Raw genomic sequence first — 18,104 nt, 5'->3', positions numbered from 1 at the left:
AATGCCCTGCGTAATACTGGCTCAATAAAATAAGTCTATTTTCCTATGCGCTAGACGCCCTGCTCCTGTACTGCGATAATTTACAGGACAAGGTCGTTTATAGCGGTCTAAGCGCTAACGACAAAAAATAACCGGATAAGATACCGGATCACAGATAAGCAGCACCCACATCCAACCCTATAAAATCAAGGACTTAGACAAATCATGCTGCTTATGCTAGATAATTACGATTCTTTTACTTATAACATTGTTCAGTATTTTGGCGAATTAGGCCAAGAAGTGGTGGTGCATCGCAATGATGAAATCACCATTGAAGAAATCGAAGCACTCAAACCTAAGTATCTAGTGGTATCACCGGGGCCTTGTTCTCCTTCTGAAGCAGGCATTTCCCTAGCGGCGATCCATCACTTTGCTGGCAAGCTGCCTATTTTAGGTGTCTGTCTTGGGCATCAGGCCATCGGGCAGGCATTTGGTGGCAAAGTGGTGCACGCCCAAACCCTAATGCACGGCAAAGTGTCTGCTATCGAGCACAAAAATATAGGCGTTTTTACCGGTCTACCTTCGCCTTTTACCGTGACACGCTACCATTCGCTCGCCATCGAGCGCGCCAGCCTGCCCGATTGCCTGGAAGTCACAGCATGGACAGCAGACGGCGAAATCATGGGTGTGCGGCATAAAACACTACCTATTGAAGGGGTGCAGTTTCACCCTGAATCCATCCTTACCGAACATGGCCACGCCATGCTGGATCACTTCCTTAAAGAATGGGCGTAATTCACAGCTGCCCGCACAGCGATTGCCCTGAAAACACAATAAACAAAATATATGATGCAGCTGCCCATCCGTTCAGGGCAGCTCAATGCTTGCCAAATCTGCCAAGCGCTCAGCCTGCCAATCTGCTGCTTTTAGTAGCAAAAGGATAAATCATGCGCTTTATCTTTACCCTCGCTTGCGCCTTAATTGTTGCCCATGCACAAGCAGAGCCATCACCTCCTGCTCAAACTGAATGTGACGCTGCCAATCAGGTACTGGTTAAAACTTGCTTGGCTAAACTCGCTCCTCAAGCGGAGCAAGATCGCTTAAACGCAGAAACCGCTGCGCGAGCCATGATGAAGAATTTAGATCGCGCCACCACCCGTCACGAAGCACTGCCTGCATTTGAGCGGGCAAGCAAGGCCTATCGCGGCTACCGCCAGGCACACTGTGCATGGATAGGCAAAAGCTTTGCAGGTGGCAGCGGAGCAGGCATTGCCGAACAAGCTTGCCGTATTGATTTAGATCGTGCCCGTGCCGAAGAACTATCACGCTTTTATGTGCACTAGCCCCACGTAAGCTGTTCTCAAAGCAAACCCACCTCCCCCAGCCAAGGAGTATTCATGATTACCGTACAAGCTGCACTCAATCGCCTGATCGATAATAACGAGTTGTTTTACGATGAAATGCTGTATCTGATGCGGCAAATCATGACAGGGGAAATGACACCGGTGCAAACCGCTGCCCTACTTATTGGCTTGCGCACTAAAGTTGAAAGCGTTTCAGAAATCGCCGCTTCAGCAACCGTTATGCGCGAGTTATCAACGCGGGTGGCAGTGCAAGATCGCAGCCATTTAATTGATACCTGCGGCACAGGCGGCGATGGCGCGCACACCTTTAATATCTCAACTTGCGCCGCGTTTGTGGTGGCCGCGGCCGGTGCAAAGGTCGCCAAACACGGCGGACGATCTGTCTCATCCAGCTCAGGCTCTGCCGATGTTTTGGAAGCTTTTGGCATTAATCTAAATCTGAGCGCCGAACAGGTGGGCCGCTCTATTGATGAAATCGGCCTTGGCTTTATGTTCGCCCCTAATCATCACAGCGCAATGAAATACGTCGCCCCGATCCGCCGGGAGCTGGGGGTGCGCACCATCTTCAATATTTTAGGGCCACTGACTAACCCTGCTGGCGCAGATCATCAGCTGATGGGTGTTTTTCACCCTGATCTGGTCGGGATTCAAGCGCGGGTACTCAAACAATTAGGCAGTAAGCATGTACTGATTGTGCACGGCAAAGATGGGATGGATGAGATTTCAATCTCTGGCCCTACCTTAGTCGCCGAGCTTAAAAACGGCCAGATTAACGAATTTGAAATCGATCCGCGCGATTTTGGTTTTGAACTGGCCGACATTAAAACGCTGCACGCAAACGATGCGCAGCAATCCAGGCAAATCATCGAGCAAGTTCTTGCTAACCAGGCCAGCCCCTGCCGCGATATTGTGCAACTTAACGCAGGTGCCGCCATTTATGCCGCAGGCAAGGCAGAAACACTGGCGGCAGGAATTGAGCAAGCAGGCCAAGTGCTGGCACATGGCAGCGCCCGCGCCAAGCTCGATGCCTTGGTGCAATTTACGCAAAGCATTTAAGCAGCAAAATACAATGTAGGGCGGGTGCAACCCGCCATTTTTAAAGTGGCAACGAGCAGATCACTGACAATGCACATTCTTGCCAATGCCTTGATAAAAGAGCCAACCATGTCCGACATCTTAAAAAAAATCTGGGCCACTAAGTACGAAGAAGTGGCCGCAGCCAGCAAGTTAATCCCATTAAGTGAAATTCGCAGCCAGGCCGAAGCCAACACTGATTTACGTGATTTTGTTGCTGCTTTGCGCAGCAAAAATGCAGTCGGCCATCCGGGCATTATTGCGGAAATCAAAAAAGCCAGCCCATCCAAAGGCGTAATTCGCGCTGATTTTCAGCCCGCTGCACATGCGCAGGATTACGCAGCGCATGGCGCAGCCTGCCTTTCCGTATTAACGGATGTGCCTTACTTTCAAGGCCATTTAGATTACTTAAAAGCAGCGCGTGCGGCTTGCCATTTGCCGGTGCTACGTAAAGATTTCATGGTGGATGAGTACCAGCTATTTGAAGCGCGCGCATGGAGCGCAGATTGTATTTTGCTGATTGCTGCCGAGCTGAACTTGAGCCAGTTGCAAGATTTTGAAGCCATTGCAGCAGGCTTAGGTATGGCAGTGCTGGTAGAAGTACATAACGAAGCTGAGCTAGAGCTTGCACTACACCTCAAGACTCCCTTACTAGGAATTAACAACCGTGATTTACGCAGCTTTGAAGTTTCGCTACAAAACACTCTAAAGCTGCTTCCACTGATCGATAGCGATCGTATCGTGATCACAGAAAGCGGGATTGTCACACCTGATGATGTTGCTCTAATGCAACAAAATCACGTCAACAACTTTCTGGTTGGCGAAACCTTTATGCGGGCAGAATCTCCTGGAAGCTGCATAAATGCTACATTTGGCCCTGCTTACAAAGATTTTATACGGGCTTAAACTTATATTTTTGTCATATATTTTTAATAAAACTCCCCTAAACTTCGCATGGTTCGAAAGCAGTTATGTTGCATCAATGCACTGACTGTTTTCTTTGAGCACGGATAAGGTGTTGGAAGGCTATTTTAAATTTGCTTACAAATTAAATAAAGCCCTCAACACCGACCTCCACAATAACTATAAATGGCGTCTTTTTTAGAAGTTGCCGTGAACTGTCTAGCTTGCGGAAATTACGAATAATTTTGTAATTTCTACCATACGTCTTTTTGGAGTTGTAAACACATGAAGAAAATTATCGCCCTTGCTATCAGCGCTGCTTTTGTTACTCCAGCCGCTTTCGCAGATGTAGAGCTCGGACCATTCAGCATCTACGGCGCAGCTGCAACTGCTGTTGAAATTATCTCAGTAGAAAACAATACCGGCAAACCACTTGTTAGCACAAAAGACAGCCAAACCCGCCTGATGGACCAAACTTCCAAGCTGGGTTTCAAAGCAAAATACGATCTGGGCAATGATTTCTTCGCTCTTGCTCAAGTTGAAAGCCGCTTCTACCTTGGTAACAATAGCGATGCAACTGACAACAAAGCAGAAATCGGCAGCCGCAATACATTCGTTGGTGTAGGCGGTAAGCAAGTAGGTACATTGCGTCTGGGCCGTTACGACAATGCTTACAAACTGTCGCTCAAACAAATCGTTCCTACTCTGTACGGCAATATGAACGATGCTTCAGCAACTTACGGTTCTGGTCAAATTCTGAATCGTCTGGGTGCACGTCAAACTGATGTAATGGCTTATGAATCACCTGAAATCGCAGGTTTCAGCGGCAATTTAAGCTACAACTTCGGTAAAGACTCAACCGCAGGTAAAGAAGATCTAACCCCACAAGTTGCTTTGGGCGTGGCTTACAAGAACAAGCTGGTTAATGTAGGCTTTGGCTACACTACAGTTGATAATGCGGCTTGGGATTTGACTAAAAGCTCCAAATCAAACGCAAAAAACCTGAATACAACAACCGCAGGTGCAGCACAAGGCACACAAAAACTGAATGCATGGCAGTTAGGTGCTCAGTTTAATTATATGGATTTCAGTGCAGGTGCTGTTTTCGAGCGCACATCATCCAGCTACACCGGTCTTAAAGCAGGTAACTTCGATCAAACACAAAATGTATTCGGCTTGATCGGTGGCTACAAGAAAGATGCTTTAGAAGTACAAGTTCAATATGCTAAAGCAAATGAAGTAGATGGCGCTGTTGGTACAACGGGCTCTGGCACTGGTGGTCAACAAGCCAGCGTTGCAGTCGGTTACCAGTTCCATAAATACGTACAAGCTGTTGCTTCTTTCACGAAAGTACATAACCAAAGCAAATCAACCTTTACTTCTGCTTCAGGCTTTACGCTGGATGCAGGTAACGGCATGAACCAGTTCGCGCTGGGCTTGGTTGGTAAGTTCTAAGCTTTAATTTCCTAGCCTCCTAGCTAGCTGATAATTGAAAGGCCTCCCATTACGGGAGGCCTTTTTTTAAGTCATTCAAGATATTAAATGATCTCAGCTCCCGCTAAAACCAAGCGCCAAAATTGGCCTGCCAGCCTTGGGCATTCTCGCCTTTAGTAAAGCTTAAACCAAATCTTAAATCCGCATCTTTAGAATGCGCCGCGCGCAGTGTACCTAGAGTAAAGCCCACTTCTGTTTGATAATTATTAAATAAATCGGTACCGGAATAACGGCTATCGACGATATACGCCTCCCATGTCAAAGGATCAGCCCCCATTTTCCAAGGGCTTTCCCGTGCATAAAGTAAGCCATTATGAAACACCGTATTCGCAATCCCCGGATCAAAAGATTTACCATCCACGGTTAAACGCAGCGCTTTGTAATAGCCCAGCATATTGCCTAAAGTAATTGAATAAGCATCGCCACGCCATACATAGCTCGATGCAATTGCGCCCGAGCCCATTGCGGCGGCACCTGCCAGATCTCTGGAATATGTTCCCCGGCCAGCTGCTGTGATACTCACAACCCAATTTTCAAAAATAGGCCGCCGATAAAACACCCCCAAACTACCATCGTAGCCCTTCGCACCATCGCTAGAGGTATAGCCAAGCGGCACATCGACAATCAGCTCGTGATTGGCTTCAGGAAATTGATATGAATAGGAAAGCGGAAAATTATAGCTATCACTTTCCATCTCTTTAGCGCCACCCACGGCATCGCTTTTCATATGTTTATAATTAGCACCGATTCCAAAACGATGGCTGCCATCACGGCTTGTAGCAACAGTAGAGGTATTGCTTCTTGCCCCTAGCCACAGCACTTTCGCATCATTAGATACGGCGCGCGACATTAAGCTATTTGGATTACCTGCAATAGGATCTACCGGAGAAACCGCAACCAGATGGCGAGCCATTTTTTCTAATAAATCGGTGCGGTTTTTTAAATACTCTTTTAATAAATCACGGCTGTCATTCCGGGTTGCACCCGTAAATGATTCATTGATTTCTAAGATGGGAATTTGAAAAGTAAGCTGGGTCGATCCCTGCTGAGGAAACGCCAATTGAATCGGCATGCCGCGAAAATTAAGCACGCTATTAATCGCTTCAATACCGCTATACGTCGGAAAAATAGTTTTTAATTTATCTTCGTAATAGGTATTCGCCGCCTCTTCAGCGGTATCAAAGCTGCCTTGCCCCACTTGGCCATTCATGGTGGCGCTAAAATCAAAGTTACCCGCATGGCTGCTGGCCAGCCATGCAGAGCAAATACCACAGCAAATAAGACGAGTTGAAATTAACATTGCAGCGCTCCAAAACAATATGTAACCGTTTTAGATGCTGCGCCGCAAAAATCAAGCCATCACCTGCATAAGACTAGACAGAGAGAACAGTAAGAATCTTACTCGAATAAGAAAGCTTATCCTTGCTTCTTATTCATCTGCTTTATACCGAGTTCGGCATTCATTGTACGTATTCAATACAACAAACCATTTATTTTTGTAAGATATACTGGCGCACAGCGCTGTTGTGCTCATCCAGATTATTTGAAAATACCGAGCTACCATCGCCCTTTGCCACAAAATATAAAGCCGTGGTCGAGGCAGGATGGAGCGCCGCTTTTAGTGCAGCATCGCCTACCATAGCAATCGGCGTAGGGGGTAAGCCGCTGCGGGTATAGGTGTTATATGGCGTATCAGTGAGCAAATCGATTTTACGCAAGCGCCCATCCAGAGATTCTCCCACCCCATACATCACAGCAGGATCTGTTTGTAAGCGCATACCAATCCGTAAGCGATTTGCAAACACCCCTGAAATCAAGGGGCGATCAGCTGCACGGCCCGTTTCTTTTTCAACTAAAGAAGCCAAAATTAACGCTTCATAAGGCGTTTTTAATTGCACATTTTGCGAACGCCCTGCCCATGCTTTATCCAGCTTGCTTTGCATCCGCTGATTGGCTCTAGCCAGTAGCTTTAAATCAGAGCTGCCCTTATCCACATGATAAGTATCCGGAAAAAACAAACCTTCCGGGCTCAGTGCACTGATGCCCAGCTCAGCCAATAGCTCGGCATCCGACATCAAGGCGCTATCGTGACGTAAATGAGGATTGCTATTTAAAGCTTTACGAAAATCAGTCCATCTCCAGCCCTCAATCAAAGTAAACGTCAGCGTAGCGGTGTCGCCATTGCTCAGTTTTTCTAATAACTGCCAAGGGCTAAGCGGCGAGTTGATGGTATAGCTGCCTGCCTTCAATAATTTATCTTTACCCGTGACGCGCGCCAGCAGTAAAAAAGGCAGGGCCTGATCAACCACGCCCTGTTTGACCAGCTGATCAGCCACTTTCTTAACGCCTCCTGATTCCACTACAAAATCTTGTACCCTATGCTCCAGAGGTGTGCTGGCATATTGATAAAGCCAGATCGCTAACGCGCCAGCCAAGACGATAAGCAGTAAAAATACGCGCCCAAGCGTGCGCCCAAATGTAGATTGGTTTTGTGGTTTTTTCTTTACAGCCATGCTGGCTAATTACCTTCAATTATCGTTAAAATTTCAAACCATTTGCCAAGTCAGAGGTAGATTTCATAGGGTGTACAACGACGAAGTTGGAGCACAGAAGGCCGGTGCGCAAGAAAAACAACTTACACACCCTATGAAAACCTACTTTTTTGCTATGTTTTTGTCTTAAGTAGATGCGCATAAATACAAAACGTACTCACCCTACTCAATGATGGCTGGATCTGGCACAGCATTGGCATCTTGCTGCTTCTGCCTTTTCACTTCAAAAAAGCGTTGTACCGTGGCAAGCTCTCTTGATCTAAACATCGGTGGCAGGCTTTTCCAGATCATTTTGCCGTATTGTTTTTCTACCAGCCGCTTATCGGCGATCATCAAAATACCGATATCGGTTTCATCCCGAATCAAACGCCCCGCGCCCTGCTTTAAGGTAATTGCTGCATGCGGCACTTGGTAATCCATAAACGCACTGCGGCCCGATTTATTAATCTGCTCGATACGCGCCGACAATACCGGATCATCCGGCGGGCTAAAGGGCAGCTTATCGATCACCACCAAAGATAGCTGCTCGCCTTTCACATCAATCCCTTCCCAGAAGGTTTGACTAGCAACGAGGATGGCATTCGGTGCCTGGCGAAATTTATCTAATAGCTCGGTGCGCGAGCCTTGGCCTTGCAGAAACACCGGCCATTCCAGCCCCGCAGCTTTGAGCTTTTCCTGCACCAATTCATGCGCTTCACGCATCGCGCGCAAGCTAGTAAACAACAAAAATGCATGGCCTTGCGTGGTTTGCAGCAGGGGCCAGGCTTTTTCTATCACTTGCTTGGTGAAATCTGGCGCATTGGGTTCGGGCATATCTTGTGGCACATACAGCGCCGCCTGTTGCTTGTAATCGAAAGGGCTTTCCCAAGTCGCTTCAACCGCATCCCACAGGCCCAGCTCATGCTTAAAATGGTTGAAATGCCCGTTCACCGCCAAGGTGGCCGAGGCAAACACCCAAGCGCGCGGGTGCGATTTTAATTGCTTTTGAAACAGCTGGGCGATATTGAGCGGCGTAGCGTGCAAAATCAGCCCGTGCGATAACACATCAACCCAATGCACGCTTTCTTCATCGTCGCCGGCTTTCCAGCGCTTCAAAATATCCACGCATTTCAGCGCGCGAACCTGGCAATTCTCTAAGGCTTCCGCCCGCTCTGCCTGCTTGCCGAGTAAATCGCAGAGCGTAGCCAGCTTTTCGGCCACCACATCCAGCGCAGGAATAAACTCTGGATTCTGCTGCTCAAGCTGATGCAGCGGAAAACGCGTTGCATCCGATTTAAACACCAGCCGCAAATCTTTTACGGCTTTTTCCAATGCCTCGGCAGCAGCAGGCAACATAATAAAGTCTTTGGCTACAACCAGCGCTTCGGCCCGCGAATCATGTGCCAAATCAATCAGCTGCCCAGAGGTGAGTGTTTCACCAAAGAACAAGCTGGCCACTTCGGGCAGCTGATGCGCCTCATCAAAAATAACGGTATTACAGGCGGGCAATAGCTCCCCCGCACCTTCGTCTCTCAGCCAGACATCCGCAAAAAATAAATGATGGTTTACCACCACCACATCGGCATCCTGCGCATCTTTACGCGCTTTTAGCACAAAGCAATCTTGGTGACTTGGGCAGTCCTGACCAAGGCAATTATCCCGAGTCGAGGTGACTTGCCCCCAGATCGGTGCGTTTTCCGGCACGCCGGGGCAGGCGGCTTTATCCCCTGAAATCGTTGTTTTAGCGTAACGCTGCACTTTCACCAAATCAGCGACGTCTTCTTTGCGCATAAAGCGCCCTTCTTGCTCGGTGCGTGCCAAATGATAATGGCAAACATAATTTGAGCGGCCCTTAAGCAGTGCCACCGTCACTGGCACCTGCAATACTTTGCGCACCGTTGGAATATCGCGGGCAAACAGCTGATCTTGCAGCGTTTTAGTCCCCGTCGAAACAATCACTTTGCCACCAGATAAGAGGGCAGGCACAAGATAGGCAAAGGTTTTACCCGTGCCCGTGCCCGCTTCGGCAATCAGCTGGCCTTGGTTCTTGATGGCAGCTTCAACGGCTTGCGCCATTTCTAATTGCTGCACGCGCAATTTATAGCCAGGAAACGCATCGGCAAAGGGGCCGTCGTCGGCAAAAACTGCATCAAGTGTCATAAACGTAGGCCAAAAAGCAAAGACAGGATTGTAACAAGATGGAGGCGCTTCTCTCTAAATAAAATACATAAAAAAAGCCCCACCAGCGGTGGGGCCATAAGGGGACGAAGCAAGCACTAACACTCATTAGCACTCTAGCTAGGATTAGCCCACGGCCGACAAGTTCCCCTCAGCTTCAATTTTATTTACAGCAATGTCAGCTACTAATGTTTTACCACTCTGCCCACGGCTGGCGTCACCCATCCAGTACAAAATGGCCGGCACAATTGCGCTGGTTGGCGGCAGGCTTTCCCGCGTTTCACCTGGGTGCGTTTTCAAGCGAAATGGCGATTGAATTGGGCCTGGCACTAAGAGATTAATCCGTAGATGCTCCATGTTTTCCCACTCAGCCGCAGCAATCTCAACTAAATTCTTTTGCCCTACTTTTGTCACGCTATAGCCACCCCAATAGGCATTGGGCGCAAAAGCATGGTGCTCGCCCAAGAGCAAGATACTGGCGTCTGGTGCTTCTTTTAAAAGTGGAAATAAGGCACGGTTAAGCACAAAGGGCGCGGCAACATTCACTTTGAACATCTCCACCCATTCGTCCATTTTCTGATTAGCAAGTGGGGATAAATGAGTAAAGCCATTGGCACAATGCAAAATACCATCTAAACGACCAAATTCTTTTTGAATCAGCACAGCCATCTGGGCAATCTCTGCCTCGCCGGATTTTGCTAAATCAAAAGGAATCGCTGCCGGCTGCGGATAGCCCGCTGCTTCAATCGCATCATATACTTTGGCGAGTTTTTTCTCATTACGGCCCAACAAAATCACGGTTGCGCCATGCTCAGCCAAGGCCATCGCAGCCGCTTCGCCTATTCCCTGCCCCGCACCCGTGACTAAAATCACGCGGCTACGAAACGCGCCAGCAGGCGCTTGATAGTTTTTCCAATCACCGATTACTTCGTTCATTTTTTATTCCTTTTATCTGAACTTATTGATCCAATTTATTGATCCAGCTCTTCCAGCACACCTTGCGCAGCTGCCATGCCACTTCTGACTGCTCCCTCCAAGGTCGCCGGATAATCCCCCTTACCCGCCAAGCCTGCGGTGTAATCCCCTGCCAGCCAAAACCCGGCTTCACTCGTTTGATTCGCAGGGCGCTCAAGGCCAGGTGTGCAAGCAAAAGTGGCGCGTTTTTCAGTAATTACACGTTGCCAGCTGATATCCATCGGCAAACCCAAGCGCTGATGAAGCTCCAGCACAACCGCCTCTGCCAGCTCGTCCTGAGTGAAAGCCTGATGCTGCCCCTCAGCAGAGATCACAACAGCCATCAAGCCATCTGTTTGATGGGTAAGCCCGCGATCAAACACCCATTGTGCTAAAGAGTCACTCAGACCCAGCATAGGTTTAGCCAGCTTCACGGCGGGATCATATTGCAAATACACCGTTACAATCGGCTGATAAGTCCAGCTATTCAACTGTCCGGGCAATACATCGGGCTCGGACACTTGCAAAGCAGGCAAGCCATGCGGTGGCAAAGCACAGATCACCGCATCAAAAACCTCAGGCTCGCCATTAAGCTGCCAGCCTTGCTGAGTTTTTTCAACACGCCTGATACGTCTGGAGCGGTAAATCTGCCCCCCGTTTTGCTCAATAAACTGAGCTGCTGTATCTGGGTACAAGGCTGAAAAATCAAGACGGGGCAGCAGCAGATCAGATGCAGCTCGCACGCCCCCTAAGCTATCTCGCAATACATTCAGCAACACCTGAGCGGATGCATATTCAAGCGGGGTGTTTAATGCAGCCACCGTCAGCGGCTGCCAAAAACGGCTGATTAAACCATCCTGCTGGCGCTGATCTTTAAGCCAGCAACTGACTGTTACATCCTGTGCAAGTTGCCATTTGGCAGCTTGCGCAGCACGAATCGTGCGCACGAGGGCAAATCGCTCAGACCAGGATAAGCCCTGAGCAAACAGCAGCCCCAAAGCCAAGTGCAATGGAGCAGGAACAGAAGGACAAGCTAGTCTGAAACCCGGCTCCACCACCAGCTCCATTGGGCGGCGCAAAAAGACCGCTTTGCTATCTACGCCCACCTTGGCCATCATGCCAAGCAGCTCGGTATAGGCCCCAATCACAAGATGCTGACCGTTATCCAGCGACTTGCCTTCCAGCCAGACCTTCCTGGCACGGCCACCCAAGACTTTACCCGCCTCAAATACGCTGACTTTAACGCCAGCGGCAGCTAACTCCGCCGCAGCAGTGATTCCGGCATAGCCACCACCTAGTACAGCAACCGAATAGTTATTTAGCACAGCCACCACGTTTTCCACGCTAGCCATAATTTACGAATAGGGGTTAAAGAAATCCGTTGATTTAACACTTTGCCTACGCCATCTTTTTTAATTTCTTTTAATGTCGCCCGATAAATCGCCGCCATCACCAAGCCTGTCCGCTGCTGTTTTTTATCTATAGCAGGCAATGCTGCAATGGCTTGTGCATAATATTGCTCTGCACGCTCAATTTGAAAATCCATTAATGCTCGAAATTCTGCTGTTTCACGGCAAGCCAGAATATCTGCGGCAGGTACATTAAATTGCTGTAATTCAGTTACCGGTAAATAAATCCGACCACGGCGGGCATCCTCACCCACGTCACGAATAATATTGGTTAATTGAAATGCCAATCCCAAATCATGCGCATATTTAAGCGTACCGCGATCAGTGAATCCAAAAATCTGTGCTGCCATTTGCCCAACGACAGACGCCACCCGATAGCAATACAATTGCAAATCTTTAAAGCTATTATAACGAGCCATATCTAGATCCATCTCCATGCCGTCGATGATCTCTATAAATAACTCGCGTTGTAAATCGTATTTTTTAAGCGCAGGCAATAAAGCTTGAGTGACCGGATGCTGAGGCGAGCCCGCAAATAGCTGATCAATTTCGCTGCGCCACCAAGCTAATTTAGTTCTTGCCACACTTTCTTCATGGCATTCATCCACCACATCATCAACTTCACGACAAAATGCATATAAGGCAGTAATCGCTTTTCTTTGCTCTAAAGGCAAAAAACGAAAACTATAATAAAAACTGGAGCCGCTTTTGGCAGCTTTCTCTTCACAATATTGCTCAGGGGTCACGGGGGTTTCCGTTTAAATAATTAGCGTAAAACGACACTGAAGGCATCGCTATTTATCTTTTCAATAAAGAAGAGCCAGCCCTCAGCCATCATCATTGCTCAGGCAAGATAATTTTCACTTCCCGCGTAGAGCCAGAAATACCGGGGAACTGCTCAAAAATGGCGCGAATCAGCCAAGGCACGGCCGGCTCAATCGCATCATCCGAGCTGCGATTAACCGCTTTACCTTCAAATAACTTAGCAAAACGCCCCGCTGCCAAATCTTTTCTATCCAAAATATCTAAGCTGAGCTGACGGTTATAAACCGTATCGCTCACAGGGCGACTACCTACAATACCGTTTTCTGTTCGAGTGTACGGCACTAACACAACCCCATTTGCAGTAGAAACCCGGCGGTAGTAGGTGCTAAAACCCACGGTCCCCCAGATAGGCTCCTGCGTTGTAATTGTTTTGCCGCCATCCACTTGATACTGCAATCTCACCAGCCAGTCTGCAGCGCTCATATTGGGCTCGTAAACATAGCCTTTACGCATCAGCTCGGCGCTTACATCTTCTTCAAAATCACGCTGAGCCAAGCTTTGCACTTGTGATGCATTGCGCTCAAACGTAAAACGCTGAGCTGCAGGGCTACTTGCCAGGTTATGCCTTACGCTTACTATTGCTGCAAATTGTGGCGCAGCGCAGCCTGTTAAAAATACAGCAGCAAGTACCATCAGCTTAAGCATGATTAAATCCTTTTCCCTGGAATACGCGGTGTATCTACTTTAACGTCACCGCACTGGGCACGATGGCGCAGAGCGTGATCAATCAATACTAAAGCCAGCATCGCTTCAGCAATCGGCGTGGCCCGAATTCCTACACAAGGATCATGACGGCCGGTGGTGGCCATCAGCACGGGATTGCCTTCTTTATCAATCGAATGGCGCTCTTGCGCGATACTGGAAGTGGGTTTGACCGCTAAATTCACCACAATATCCTGCCCGGTAGAAATCCCGCCCAAGATACCGCCTGCGTGATTGCTCGCAAAACCTGTTGGCGTAAGCTCATCGCAATGTACCGAGCCTTTTTGCGAAATGCTTTCAAAGCCAGCACCAATCTCAACGCCCTTCACCGCATTAATATTCATCATTGCATAAGCAATTTCTGCATCTAAGCGATCATACACAGGCTCGCCCAAGCCAACCGGCACATTTTCTGCCACTACGGTAATTTGCGCGCCAACCGAATCGCGCTCTTTACGAATCACATCCATATAATCTTCAAGCTGCGGCACGATTTCGGCGTTGGGTGCAAAAAAGGCATTACCGCTCACTTCATCCCAGCTCTTAAATGGAATCACAATTTCACCTAGCTGGCTCATATAGCCGCGGATCTGAATCCCATATTTCTCACGCAGCCATTTTTTAGCAATCGCCCCAGCCGCCACACGCACCGCCGTTTCACGCGCGGACGAACGCCCGCCACCACGCGGATCGCGAATGCCATATTTATGCCAATAGGTGTAATCGGCATGCCCTGGGCGAAAAGTTTCAACAATCTTGCCGTAATCCTGGCTACGATGATCTTGATTACGAATCAGCAGCGCAATCGGCGTACCCGTGGTTTTTCCCTCGTAAATCCCAGACAAAATTTCTACCGTATCCGGCTCTTTACGCTGCGTGACATGGCGTGAGGTGCCTGGTTTACGCCGATCTAACTCAGCCTGAATATCTTCAACACTCAGATCCATCCCGGGAGGACAGCCATCCACCACGCAACCTATCCCTGCCCCATGGCTTTCACCAAATGAAGTTACCGTAAACAATAAACCCAGCGTGTTTCCAGACATTCCAAATCCTCAGAGCCAGTGGCAGACAGATAGTCTGAATTCTAACATGGACAGCCATCGATCTAGGCTTACAAACAAACATCAGTTCGAGTATTTTTTACTGACACCACCTAACCCATAACGTATAGCATCGTAGGTCGGGTTAGCGGACTTACCGCGTAACCCGACAAGCAAACCACAGATGGTTGTGCAGTTACGCTGCAGCTGCCTTCTTCCGCGCAAAGCAAAACCCCCGCCTCTTTCGAGTACGGGGGTTCTGTTTACTGCATAAGGTGTCTGGCAATGACCTACTTTCACACAGGTAATCTGCACTATCATCGGCGCTAAGGTGTTTCACTGTCCTGTTCGGGATGGGAAGGAGTGGGACCACCTCGCTATGGTCGCCAGACTTTAACGGGTTAACACGTTGTGCTTATTGCTCCACAACGCATTCAGTTCAATAGAAGAAGTAATTCAATACTCAAACTTAACTCTTAATCTGGGTAGATTATACCGTCGCGCACACGCGTCTCAGGTTATAGGATCAAGCCTTACGGGCAATTAGTATCGGTTAGCTTAACACATTACTGCGCTTCCACACCCGACCTATCAACGTCCTGGTCTCGAACGACCCTTTAAAAGGCTTAAAGCCTTGGGGAAATCTCATCTTGAGGCGAGTTTCGCGCTTAGATGCTTTCAGCGCTTATCTCTTCCAGATTTAGCTACCCGGCGATGCCACTGGCGTGACAACCGGTACACCAGAGATCTGTCCACTCCGGTCCTCTCGTACTAGGAGCAGCCCCCCTCAAATTTCCAACGCCCACTGCAGATAGGGACCAAACTGTCTCACGACGTTTTGAACCCAGCTCACGTACCACTTTAAATGGCGAACAGCCATACCCTTGGGACCGGCTACAGCCCCAGGATGTGATGAGCCGACATCGAGGTGCCAAACTCCGCCGTCGATGTGAACTCTTGGGCGGAATCAGCCTGTTATCCCCGGAGTACCTTTTATCCGTTGAGCGATGGCCCTTCCATTCAGAACCACCGGATCACTATGTCCTGCTTTCGCACCTGCTCGACTTGTCTGTCTCGCAGTTAAGCCGCCTTATGCCATTACACTATCAGTACGATGTCCGACCGTACCTAGGCGACCTTCGAGCTCCTCCGTTACAATTTGGGAGGAGACCGCCCCAGTCAAACTGCCTACCATGCACGGTCCCCGATCCGGATAACGGACCAAGGTTAGAACCTCAAAGGGGTCAGGGTGGTATTTCAAGGACGACTCCACACAGACTAGCGTCCATGCTTCAATGTCTCCCACCTATCCTACACAAACCACTTCAAAGTCCAATGCAAAGCTACAGTAAAGGTTCACGGGGTCTTTCCGTCTAGCAGCGGGGAGATTGCATCTTCACAAACATTTCAACTTCGCTGAGTCTCAGGAGGAGACAGTAGGGCCATCGTTACGCCATTCGTGCGGGTCGGAACTTACCCGACAAGGAATTTCGCTACCTTAGGACCGTTATAGTTACGGCCGCCGTTTACTGGGACTTCAGTCAAGAGCTTGCACCCCATCATTTAATCTTCCAGCACCGGGCAGGCGTCACACCCTATACGTCGTCTTTCGACTTTGCAGAGTGCTGTGTTTTTGATAAACAGTCGCAGCCCCCATTTCTCTGCGACCCATTTCTGCTCCAGCCGCAAGGGCCTTCACATACTCTGGGCTCACCTTCTCCCGAAGTTACGGTGATAATTTGCCGAGTTCCTTCTCCTGAGTTCTCTCAAGCACCTTAGAATTCTCTTCCTACCCACCTGTGTCGGTTTGCGGTACGGTCAATATAAAGCTGAAGCTTAGAGGCTTTTCTTGGAAGCATAGGATCAATCACTTCAGTCCGAAGACTTCGTCGTCACGTCTCAGCGTTAAAGCAGCCCGGATTTGCCTAAGCCACACGCCTACTCGCTTAAACCACCTATTCCAACAGATGGCTGACCTACCTTTCTCCGTCCCCCCATCGCACTTTACATCGGTACGGGAATATTAACCCGTTGTCCATCGACTACGCATTTCTGCCTCGCCTTAGGGGCCGACTCACCCTGCGCCGATGAACGTTGCGCAGGAAACCTTGGGTTTTCGGTGTGCGGGCTTTTCACCCGCATTATCGCTACTCATGTCAGCATTCGCACTTCCGATACCTCCAGCATCCTTCTCAAGACACCTTCGCAGGCCTACGGAACGCTCCTCTACCATATGCACATCGTGCATATTCGCGTCTTCGGTTATCAGTTTGAGCCCCGTTACATCTTCCGCGCAGGACGACTCGACCAGTGAGCTATTACGCTTTCTTTAAATGATGGCTGCTTCTAAGCCAACATCCTGGCTGTCTATGCCTTCCCACCTCGTTTTCCACTTAACTGATTATTTGGGACCTTAGACGGCGATCTGGGTTGTTTCCCTCTTGACCATGGACGTTAGCACCCACAGTCTGTCTCCCATGCTCGCACTTGACGGTATTCAGAGTTTGCCATGGTTTGGTAAGTCGCGATGACCCCCTAGCCATAACAGTGCTTTACCCCCGTCAGTGATACATGAGGCACTACCTAAATAGTTTTCGAGGAGAACCAGCTATTTCCAAGTTTGTTTAGCCTTTCACCCCTATCCACAGCTCATCCCCTAATTTTGCAACATTAGTGGGTTCGGACCTCCAGTGCGTGTTACCGCACCTTCATCCTGGCCATGGATAGATCACTTGGTTTCGGGTCTACGCCCAGCAACTATGCGCCCTATTCGGACTCGGTTTCCCTACGCCTCCCCTACTCGGTTAAGCTTGCTACTGAACGTAAGTCGCTGACCCATTATACAAAAGGTACGCAGTCACCCCATTTTTCAAGGGCTCCCACTGTTTGTATGCATCCGGTTTCAGGTTCTATTTCACTCCCCTCCCGGGGTTCTTTTCGCCTTTCCCTCACGGTACTGGTTCACTATCGGTCGATGATGAGTATTTAGCCTTGGAGGATGGTCCCCCCATCTTCAAACAGGATTTCTCGTGTCCCGCCCTACTTGTCGCATGCTTAGTACCAACCAATCTTTTTCGTGTACGGGGCTATCACCCACTGTCGCCAGACTTTCCAGACTGTTCCACTAAAGTTTGATTTATCACATGCAGGCTCTTCCCATTTCGCTCGCCACTACTTTGGGAATCTCGGTTGATTTCTTTTCCTTCGGCTACTTAGATGTTTCAGTTCGCCGAGTTCGCTCTACACTGCCTATGTATTCAGCAGTGAGTGACCCAAAAGGGCCGGGTTTCCCCATTCGGATATCTACGGATCAATGCTTATTTGCCAGCTCCCCGTAGCTTTTCGCAGGCTAACGCGTCCTTCTTCGCCTATCATCGCCAAGGCATCCACCAGATGCACTTAGTCGCTTGATCCTATAACCTCAAACACGTGTTGCACTCTATTCGTCAATGAAGACGAGCAAAGCGATTCACATCCTTAAAGTATCTGATTTCGCTTTGTTTGCGACATCGATCATTCAGTTCTGACTTCGAATAATCGATTTTGATACAATCTACCCTTATTTATTTCTAAATTTGAGTATTACTTCTTCTATTTTTTTAAAGATCAAAGATACGTCTTGCTGATTTTAGAAATCAGAAATAAAGC

General features: G+C 48.8%; 13 protein-coding genes and 2 rRNA genes. 5 read left to right on the top strand and 10 right to left on the bottom strand.

What is annotated here, in order from left to right:
• Positions 1–204: 204 nt before the first annotated feature.
• The 5 genes from VN23_RS03980 to VN23_RS03960 all read left to right on the top strand — a co-directional run bounded on the left by VN23_RS03980 (position 205) and on the right by VN23_RS03960 (position 4,775).
• Positions 205–774: an aminodeoxychorismate/anthranilate synthase component II gene (locus VN23_RS03980; protein WP_046349784.1), complete on the top strand. Its 570-nt coding sequence runs from the start codon at positions 205–207 to the stop codon at positions 772–774.
• A 152-nt stretch (positions 775–926) separates the two neighbouring features.
• Positions 927–1,322, top strand: coding sequence for a lysozyme inhibitor LprI family protein (locus VN23_RS03975; RefSeq protein WP_052746332.1), 396 nt, complete (start codon positions 927–929; stop codon positions 1,320–1,322).
• A gap of 54 nt (positions 1,323–1,376) precedes the next feature.
• The gene (gene trpD / locus VN23_RS03970; protein ID WP_046349783.1) at positions 1,377–2,399 is read left to right on the top strand and encodes an anthranilate phosphoribosyltransferase; all 1,023 of its coding nucleotides are present in this window, start codon (positions 1,377–1,379) and stop codon (positions 2,397–2,399) included.
• Positions 2,400–2,507: 108 nt separating this feature from the next.
• Positions 2,508–3,323, top strand: a complete 816-nt coding sequence (trpC, locus tag VN23_RS03965) for an indole-3-glycerol phosphate synthase TrpC (protein ID WP_046349782.1) — start codon at positions 2,508–2,510, stop codon at positions 3,321–3,323.
• A 282-nt stretch (positions 3,324–3,605) separates the two neighbouring features.
• On the top strand, positions 3,606–4,775 hold the full coding sequence (locus VN23_RS03960) for a porin (protein WP_046349781.1): 1,170 nt from the start codon (positions 3,606–3,608) through the stop codon (positions 4,773–4,775).
• Positions 4,776–4,878: 103 nt separating this feature from the next.
• On the opposite strand, the gene VN23_RS03955 is transcribed toward VN23_RS03960, so the two are convergent.
• The 10 genes from VN23_RS03955 to VN23_RS03910 form a co-directional block, all read right to left on the bottom strand.
• Entirely contained in the window at positions 4,879–6,114 is a 1,236-nt protein-coding gene (locus VN23_RS03955) for a hypothetical protein (protein WP_046349780.1), read from the bottom strand.
• 190 nt (positions 6,115–6,304) lie between these two features.
• A complete protein-coding gene (mltG, locus tag VN23_RS03950) occupies positions 6,305–7,327 on the bottom strand; it encodes an endolytic transglycosylase MltG (RefSeq protein WP_046349779.1) in 1,023 nt (340 codons plus the stop codon).
• Positions 7,328–7,528: 201 nt separating this feature from the next.
• A complete protein-coding gene (locus VN23_RS03945; protein WP_046349778.1) occupies positions 7,529–9,505 on the bottom strand; it encodes an ATP-dependent DNA helicase in 1,977 nt (658 codons plus the stop codon).
• A 144-nt stretch (positions 9,506–9,649) separates the two neighbouring features.
• Positions 9,650–10,459 carry an SDR family NAD(P)-dependent oxidoreductase gene (locus tag VN23_RS03940; protein WP_046349777.1) on the bottom strand — a complete coding sequence of 270 codons (810 nt, stop codon included), beginning with the start codon at positions 10,457–10,459 and terminating at the stop codon, positions 9,650–9,652.
• A gap of 35 nt (positions 10,460–10,494) precedes the next feature.
• Positions 10,495–11,808, bottom strand: a complete 1,314-nt coding sequence (gene hpnE / locus VN23_RS03935) for a hydroxysqualene dehydroxylase HpnE (RefSeq protein ID WP_269465460.1) — start codon at positions 11,806–11,808, stop codon at positions 10,495–10,497.
• The gene (gene hpnD, locus VN23_RS03930; protein WP_046349775.1) at positions 11,796–12,632 is read right to left on the bottom strand and encodes a presqualene diphosphate synthase HpnD; all 837 of its coding nucleotides are present in this window, start codon (positions 12,630–12,632) and stop codon (positions 11,796–11,798) included. Before hpnD ends, hpnE begins: the two co-directional genes overlap by 13 nt.
• A 91-nt stretch (positions 12,633–12,723) precedes the next feature.
• Positions 12,724–13,356, bottom strand: a complete 633-nt coding sequence (locus VN23_RS03925) for a DUF4136 domain-containing protein (RefSeq protein ID WP_046349774.1) — start codon at positions 13,354–13,356, stop codon at positions 12,724–12,726.
• A gap of 2 nt (positions 13,357–13,358) precedes the next feature.
• Complete coding sequence (gene aroC / locus VN23_RS03920; RefSeq protein ID WP_046349773.1) at positions 13,359–14,459, bottom strand: chorismate synthase; 1,101 nt, start codon at positions 14,457–14,459, stop codon at positions 13,359–13,361.
• Between the two features lie 274 nt (positions 14,460–14,733).
• Positions 14,734–14,847: ribosomal RNA gene (gene rrf, locus VN23_RS03915) — 5S ribosomal RNA — on the bottom strand.
• A 131-nt stretch (positions 14,848–14,978) separates the two neighbouring features.
• Positions 14,979–17,869: ribosomal RNA gene (locus VN23_RS03910) — 23S ribosomal RNA — on the bottom strand.
• Positions 17,870–18,104 lie beyond the last annotated feature (235 nt).

Origin of the sequence: Janthinobacterium sp. B9-8 (assembly GCF_000969645.2) — a bacterium.
Lineage (GTDB): Bacteria > Pseudomonadota > Gammaproteobacteria > Burkholderiales > Chitinibacteraceae > Iodobacter.
Note: the sequence above shows the minus strand (reverse complement) of the source record. Positions and strands in the feature narration are given on the sequence as shown.